Below are 258 nucleotides of genomic sequence, written 5' to 3'. Positions count from 1 at the left end.
ATGTTCCTGATCAAGGAGATCGCCGACGAACTGGCCGCCGCCGAGAAGCTGGAGCCCGAGCTGCTGGCGCACGCGAAGCGTCACGGTTTCTCCGACCAGCAGATCGCGGAGATCTGCGGGTTGCGTGAGGACGTCGTGCGTGAGGTGCGGCATGCGTTGGGTGTGCGGCCGGTGTACAAGACGGTCGATACGTGTGCGGCGGAGTTCGCGGCGAAGACCCCGTACTTCTACTCGTCTTATGACGAGGAGAGTGAGGTG

The 258-nt window shown here is 63.2% G+C and carries 1 protein-coding gene; it reads left to right on the top strand.

Features of this window, described 5'->3' with window-relative positions; translation table 11 throughout:
- The coding region (locus RND61_RS32560) for a hypothetical protein (RefSeq protein WP_315881768.1) at window positions 1-258 on the top strand (258 nt) is incomplete at both ends.

The sequence above is a fragment of the Streptomyces tamarix genome, from assembly GCF_032423885.1.
Lineage (GTDB): Bacteria > Actinomycetota > Actinomycetes > Streptomycetales > Streptomycetaceae > Streptomyces > Streptomyces tamarix.
Note: the sequence above shows the minus strand (reverse complement) of the source record. Positions and strands in the feature narration are given on the sequence as shown.